Raw genomic sequence first — 7,072 nt, 5'->3', positions numbered from 1 at the left:
AAATCCAGCTCCCGCAACCATTGTTTACCTCTTAAATCTCATTTTTTTTGGTAAACAGCGTAAACCTTCTAAGAAACAATTTTCAGTGATTTTTATTCACGAACCACGGATATTGGGTTTTCGCTTTCAGTCTGACCTGGGCAATCAAACTTTTTTCACAGTTTTAAACGCGGATTAATCGACCTCTGTTTGCCACTCTAAGTAAAAAGCCAGCGCATCCTGAAGTAAACTCTATTAATTTATACTTTGGTATAACTAGTTCGATTGTGCATATGTCTATAGGTGGTACGCTGCACATAGACTTATTACAATGCCCGGATCCGCAACTATGCTCGAATGGCTTTTGTCTTTCTTTGTCATTCCAGACACCTCCTTGCTCTTAACAGGCAACTTTTCGACCCCCATGGTTCTGCTATCGATGTTTATTGCTGTGGCGGCTTCCTATATGGCGTTCACTGTCGCAGGTCAAGCGGCGAACTCGCACAATAATCAGCGCAGACAAATCATGGTTGTGCTGGGAAGCTTGGCTCTCGGTGGTGGAATTTGGGCAATGCATTTTATTGGCATGTTGGCGTTTGAGTTATGTACCATAGTGACTTATGACGCAAAAGCTACTTTCCTTTCGCTTTTACCTGCCTTCTTTGCGGCCTATGTTGCATTACAAAGCCTAATCAAAGGTGAGGTATCGTTCCGGAAAATTGCCATTAGTGGCTTACTGGTTGGGTCGGGTATAGGCGCGATGCACTATTCCGGCATGGCTGCAATGCAAATGGCACCGCTGTTGCGCTACAACCTGCCCATGTTTCTCTTCTCCATCGTTGTGGCCGTATTTTTGGCTATGCTATCGCTATGGATTAAATACGGATTGAGTCAGGCCGCAATAAAAAGGCGTGTCCGAGGATCAACCGTTTTGGCTGGAACAATCATGGGGTTCGCGATTGCTGGTATGCATTATACGGGGATGTTTGCGGCCAGGTTTGTTGCACCACCAGGCCTGGAAACGTCGCCGCAAACCTCCGACATCTCCTATATTCTGGCGGGTTATGTAAGTTTTTTTACGTTATTGATGATTGGAGTTGTATCCGGAATTAGTCTGCTATTTCGCTACATGGATATTTCTCAAAAAGCAGAAATGAGTCAACAAACTCAACTTGCCGTTATGGATACCGCCGTAGACGGTATTCTCACCGTGAATGAGCACGGGTATGTTGTGAGAATGAACAGAGCAGTGACACGCATACTTGGTTGGCGACCGGAAGATTTAAGGGGAAAGCCCATTCATTTGATGATCCCTAAAGACAAACAGTACAAGTACAACGAACTGTTTTTCTCTAAGCAAATGAACCCGGGCAACGAAGAAATTATTGGGGTGAGCCGCGATGTTGACGCCGTCTCAAACAGTGGGGAACTGATCCCTGTCCGGGTGAGCGTTGGCCACACTAAATTAGGGGCAGAAAACCTCTTTGTGGTGATTATCGGCGACAACCGTGAGCGAAAGGAAATGGAGCAAACCATTCTGGAGAATGAAGCGCGTTTGTCTTCTTTTTTCCACAATATTCCCGGCATAGCCTACAGAAGCGCAAATGAGCCCGGCTGGCCTTTTGAGTTCCTCAGCGAAGGGATCTCCGATATTAGTGGTTATGCGCCTTCAGTTTTCGTTGGCGATAATGCGTCTTTGTCTTTCATGGACTTAGTGTTAAAAGACGATCGTAGCGGGCTAATCAAGGCCCGGAAAAACGAACAGGAATATTATGCTGAATACCGGATACGTACAGCGAACGGCGCAATAAAATGGGTGCGGGAATACGGCAGTGTAGTTGCACATGAAGACGGTCAGCGCTCATTTATTGATGGTTTTATCATGGATATCACTTCCCGAAAGGCCATGGAAGAAGAGCTGCTGGAAGCCAAAACAGCAGCAGAGCAAGCAGCTGCTGCTAGAGCGAGCTTCCTGGCCAACATGAGTCACGAAATACGTACGCCGATGAACGCGATAATCGGATTTAGCGATATTTTGCTGGACGATACGCTTACCGATGGACAACACAAACACCTTACTACTATTAATCGTTCCGCACGTTCGTTGCTTCACTTGCTCAACGACATTCTAGACAGTGCCAAGCTGGATAAGGGAAAGCTGGACTTGGAGCTTCGCGACTTTTCTATTACCGAAGAAATTGACACGGTTATTTCTACATTCTGGATAGAAGCGAAACGCAAAGGGCTGACACTGACCGTTAACGTTTCTTCGTCATTGTCGAAGGTGTATCACGGCGCGCCTGAACGAATTCGCCAGGTACTGAGTAATCTGATCAGCAATGCCGTTAAGTTTACTGCACAAGGTGAAGTTGTAGTGGACGTGTACCCCGACGGCGATGGCTGTGTTGTATTCTCAGTGACTGACAGCGGTATCGGGATGACGCCAGATCAATTGAGTAAAGTGTTCGACGCCTTTGCACAGGCGGATGCATCTATGAGTCGCAAATACGGTGGGACAGGACTTGGCACCACCATCTGCAAACAGTTAGTGGAATTGATGGGCGGTAATATTTCTGCGTTAAGTGAAGCAGAGCGGGGTACGAATTTTACGTTTAAGCTGCCTCTAGAACCTCGTGTCGCCAAACCCCGGGACATTCAGCGTTCTGCCATTACCTTGCCCCCACTGCATATCCTTGCGGTAGATGACATTAGCCAGAATATTGATTTGGTGAGTCTGTTGCTCTCTAGGGACGGACATACTGTCGACGTGGCCGAAAATGGGCAACGGGCACTCGAGAAAATGAAACACGGAGACTTCGACATCGTGCTTATGGACTTACAGATGCCAGTAATGGATGGCTTGAGTGCTGCTAAGGCATGGCGAAAGTGGGAACAGGAACACGATCTGCCTCGCATACCCATTGTAGCGCTTACCGCCAGTGTACTTGTGCAAGATAAGCAAGATGCACAGGAAGCCGGAATGGAAGGGTTTGCGAATAAACCTATCGACTATCCGACTTTACAGATTGAGATAGCCCGTGTGATGGGTATTGATGTGCCGCAACCCGATGTAAGTGAATCATATGTATCTTCTGAAACGGGCATTGACTTAAATCGCGCTGTGCAATTGTGGGGAGACAAAACGACGGCTTTGAAGGAGATTAGGCAGTTTGTAAGCAGCGGAAAGAAGACCATAAACAACCTTGTTGACTACCTGGTTATGGAAGACTTCAAGCAGGTACAAAAACAACTTCACGGGCTCAAAGGCACAAGTGGCAATTTGGGGCTCAATAAATTTATGAATCTAACAGAACAATTTGAGCGGAGGGCTCGAACAGAAGCGCTTACCGCTGAAGATATCCCGGTGCTAAAGGCCGCATTATGCGCAGTGGAAAAGCATATCAATGACGTCAGCGAAGTAACACAAGGCAATGACGAAGTAACATTTTGCGTTTCCGGCGACAGCCTCTTGGCTACCTTAAAGGCATTGCGGGTTTGTGCTCAGGAAAATCAGATAGATGAAGCATTGATTGCGACCTTCGAAGCCGGTGACTTTGGTGATTACGACGCTAAAATTCAGGCCATATTACAAGACATGGATGATTTTGAGTTTGAACGCGCCACCGCACACTTAAATAAAATGATTCAAGAATTTGATGGTGCGTAAAAAGGCGCTTTCAGAGACCGACACGCGGGCAAAAATGATAGAACGGGGAAATAAAGTGGAAAGTGGTCTGGGTAAACCAAAATTATTGCTTGTCGATGACGAGCCGGTAAATCTTAGGGTCTTAAAGCAATTACTGGCGCAAGATTATACACTTTATTTTGCAAAAAGTGGCGAAGAGGCACTTAGGCTGGTAGAAAAACAGCGGCCCGATTTAGTGCTTCTCGATGTAATGATGCCAGGAATGACAGGTTTTGAGGTGTGTAAAACCATAAAATCTAACGCTCAGCTAAGCGCCATTCCCATTATTTTCGTTACTGCTCTAAACGATCCGACTGACGAGGCCGAGGGGTTTGAAGCCGGTGGTGTGGACTACATCACAAAACCCATTTCACCGGCCGTGGTAAAGGCGAGAGTAAAAAATCATCTTTCGCTGGTCAATGCTGATGAACTGCGCCGCACCCGTCTGCAGATCATCCAGCGCCTGGGGCGGGCGGCAGAATACAAAGATAACGAAACGGGAATGCACGTGTTGCGCATGAGCCACATGGCTTACGTGTTAGCCAAAGCCTATGGTTTTTCTGAACAGCAGGCTGTCTTGTTACTTCACGCTGCGCCGATGCATGATATTGGCAAAATCGGTATTCCCGACAGTATTATGCTAAAGCCGGGTAAACTCACAGAGGAAGAGTTTGAAATTATGAAAAAGCACCCTCAGATAGGGGCTGAGATATTGGGGGAAGCCGATTCAGATCTGCTAAAGCTAGCCAGAACGGTATCGCTGACTCACCACGAAAAATGGGATGGTTCAGGTTATCCGGAAGGTCTGGCCGGCACTGACATTCCAATTGCAGGGCGCATTGTTGCCGTCGCTGACGTGTTTGATGCCCTTACCAGTAAAAGGCCTTACAAAGACGCTTGGCCGCTGGACAAAACCCTGGCTTTCATGCGCTCGCAATCTGGTATTCACTTCGATCCGGACTTAATTCCGTTGTTGGAAGCCAATTTAGAGGCGTTTATTGAAATTAAGACCAAATGGCAAGATGAAGTCTAGGGCGTGGTGGTTTCGCGTTTGCTTTTCGATTGAACGGTGGCAATAGTTCGGTATATCAGTGCATAAATAACGTCCCATCAGTTGCTATCTTGTATTTGTGTCAGTATAATGCGCGCCATACAGTGATTTAGCGGGCTGATTTCTGTTATGAAGTTAACGCAGCGCTGTGTCGTGAATAGTGAACATCTTAAAGATGTTGTCGATGCCCCGGTATTCACAGCTGCAACAGCAGTCGGGTTCAGATTCAAACAAAAAGCCCCGCTGGTCCGGGGCTTTTTGTTGTAATAACGTATTTCGTCCCCATCTGGGGGAAGAAATATTCTCGTTGGGCGTATCGCCCTTTTTTCGTTTTTGGAGGTAAGGATTGGCAAAGCTTGAAGATAAACTGACCGAAATGCTTGAGCCGGGAGTAGAAGCCCTAGGGTATGAACTGGTAGGCGTTGAGTTCGTTCGCGCAGGAAAACATTCTATTTTACGGGTTTTTATAGATCACGAGAATGGGATTTCTGTGGACGATTGTGCTGAGGTTAGTTACCAGGCGAGTGCCATTCTGGATGTTGAAGACCCGATCAGTACAGAGTACAACCTGGAGATTTCTTCTCCGGGCATGGATCGTCCCTTGTTCAAAGCGCGCCACTACGAGGCTGCGCTTGGAGAAATTATCCAGGCTAAACTTACCGTTCCAATGGACAACAGACGGAATTTTAAAGGTAAGCTGTTGGCGTGTGAAAATGGCATGATCAGCATTGAAGTGGATGGCCAGCAGTTCCAGTTAGCTGTGGCGAATATCGAAAAAGCAAACATTGTTCCCACATTTGACTAATGGAACAGCAGTCGCTTTCAGATTCATGAAAGCATCAGTGAGGCGAAAATGAATAAAGAAATTTTGTTAGTGGCAGAAGCCGTTTCAAATGAAAAACAAGTGCCTAGAGAAAAGATCTTTGAAGCACTGGAATTTGCGATCGCCAGTGCGACGAAAAAGAAGAACGAAGGCGAAATCGAAGTACGTGTTAGCATCGACAGAACGACGGGTGATTTCGACACGTTCAGACGCTGGCAAGTGATTCCAGATGATCAGGAACAAGAGAACCCTTATGCTGAAATTACCCTTTCCGCTGCTCAGGTCGACGAACCTGATGTACAGTTGGGTGATTATGTAGAAGAACAAATTGAATCAATTGCTTTTGATCGTATCACCACACAAACCGCCAAGCAGGTTATTGTGCAAAAAGTGCGCGAAGCCGAACGGGCGCAAATGGTGGCGGAATACGAAGACAAAGTCGGTGAACTGGTTACCGGAACGGTGAAAAAAGTCAACCGTGATAATATCATTATCGATTTGGGTAACAATGCCGAAGGTGTGATTTATCGCGATGATATGCTGCCACGGGAAACCTTCCGTCCAGGCGACCGCGTACGCGGTTTGCTCTATGTAATTCGCCCTGAAGCCCGTGGGGCACAATTGTTTATCAGTCGTACCCACCCTGACATGTTGGTTGAGCTGTTCCGTTTGGAAGTACCTGAAATTGCGGAAGAAACGTTGGAAATTAAATCCGCAGCCCGGGATCCTGGCTCACGTGCCAAAATTGCAGTTAAAACTAACGACAAGCGTCTTGATCCAGTCGGTGCGTGTGTTGGTATGCGTGGCTCTCGAGTTCAGGCCGTGTCTGGTGAACTTGGTGGCGAGCGCGTTGATATCGTGTTGTGGGATGAAAATCCGGCGCAATTCGTGATTAACGCAATGGCTCCAGCGGAAGTTGCCTCTATCGTTGTGGATGAAGACAGCAATACAATGGATGTTGCTGTAGAGCAGGATAACCTTGCACAAGCTATCGGACGAAGTGGTCAGAATGTTCGCCTTGCCAGCCAGTTAACCGGCTGGGAACTGAATGTAATGACTGTAGAAGACCTCAACAAGAAACACGAAGAAGAAACTGCCAAAGTACTTCGGGTGTTTGTTGAAGGTCTCGATATTGATGAAGATTTTGCAGCTGTCCTGGCTGACGAAGGGTTCAGTACGCTCGAAGAAGTGGCGTATGTGCCAGTCAGTGAGTTGCTGGCCATTGAAGGCCTGGACGAAGACACTATCGAAGAACTGCGCAATCGCGCAAGAGCAGCGCTGACTACCCGAGCACTGGCTACTGAAGAGAGCCTGGAAGGGGCAGAGCCTACAGAAGCGTTGCTGAACCTCGATGGTATGAATAAACACATTGCCTATGTCCTTGCGAGCCGTGGAATTACTGACCTTGAAGAGCTGGCTGAGCAGGGAACAGACGATATAAGTGATATCGAAGGATTGACTGAAGATGACGCCGGAAAGCTTATCATGGCGGCACGGAATATTGTCTGGTTTGGTGAAGAAGAAGGTCAATAAG

Annotated in this window: 4 protein-coding genes; all 4 read left to right on the top strand. The window is 47.2% G+C overall.

Features of this window, described 5'->3' with window-relative positions; translation table 11 throughout:
* Window positions 1–328: 328 nt before the first annotated feature.
* The 4 genes from KO518_RS15375 to nusA all read left to right on the top strand — a co-directional run bounded on the left by KO518_RS15375 (window position 329) and on the right by nusA (window position 7,071).
* On the top strand, window positions 329–3,646 hold the full coding sequence (locus KO518_RS15375; RefSeq protein WP_216026668.1) for an MHYT domain-containing protein: 3,318 nt from the start codon (window positions 329–331) through the stop codon (window positions 3,644–3,646).
* 34 nt (window positions 3,647–3,680) lie between these two features.
* On the top strand, window positions 3,681–4,697 hold the full coding sequence (locus tag KO518_RS15370) for a two-component system response regulator (RefSeq protein ID WP_216026931.1): 1,017 nt from the start codon (window positions 3,681–3,683) through the stop codon (window positions 4,695–4,697).
* Between the two features lie 364 nt (window positions 4,698–5,061).
* A complete protein-coding gene (rimP, locus tag KO518_RS15365; RefSeq protein ID WP_216026667.1) occupies window positions 5,062–5,520 on the top strand; it encodes a ribosome maturation factor RimP in 459 nt (152 codons plus the stop codon).
* 48 nt (window positions 5,521–5,568) lie between these two features.
* The gene (gene nusA / locus KO518_RS15360; RefSeq protein ID WP_216026666.1) at window positions 5,569–7,071 is read left to right on the top strand and encodes a transcription termination factor NusA; all 1,503 of its coding nucleotides are present in this window, start codon (window positions 5,569–5,571) and stop codon (window positions 7,069–7,071) included.
* Window position 7,072: the final 1 nt, after the last annotated feature.

The sequence above is a fragment of the Aestuariibacter sp. A3R04 genome, from assembly GCF_018860805.1.
Classification (GTDB): domain Bacteria; phylum Pseudomonadota; class Gammaproteobacteria; order Enterobacterales; family Alteromonadaceae; genus Alteromonas.
This window is presented reverse-complemented; position numbering and strand designations above follow the sequence as displayed.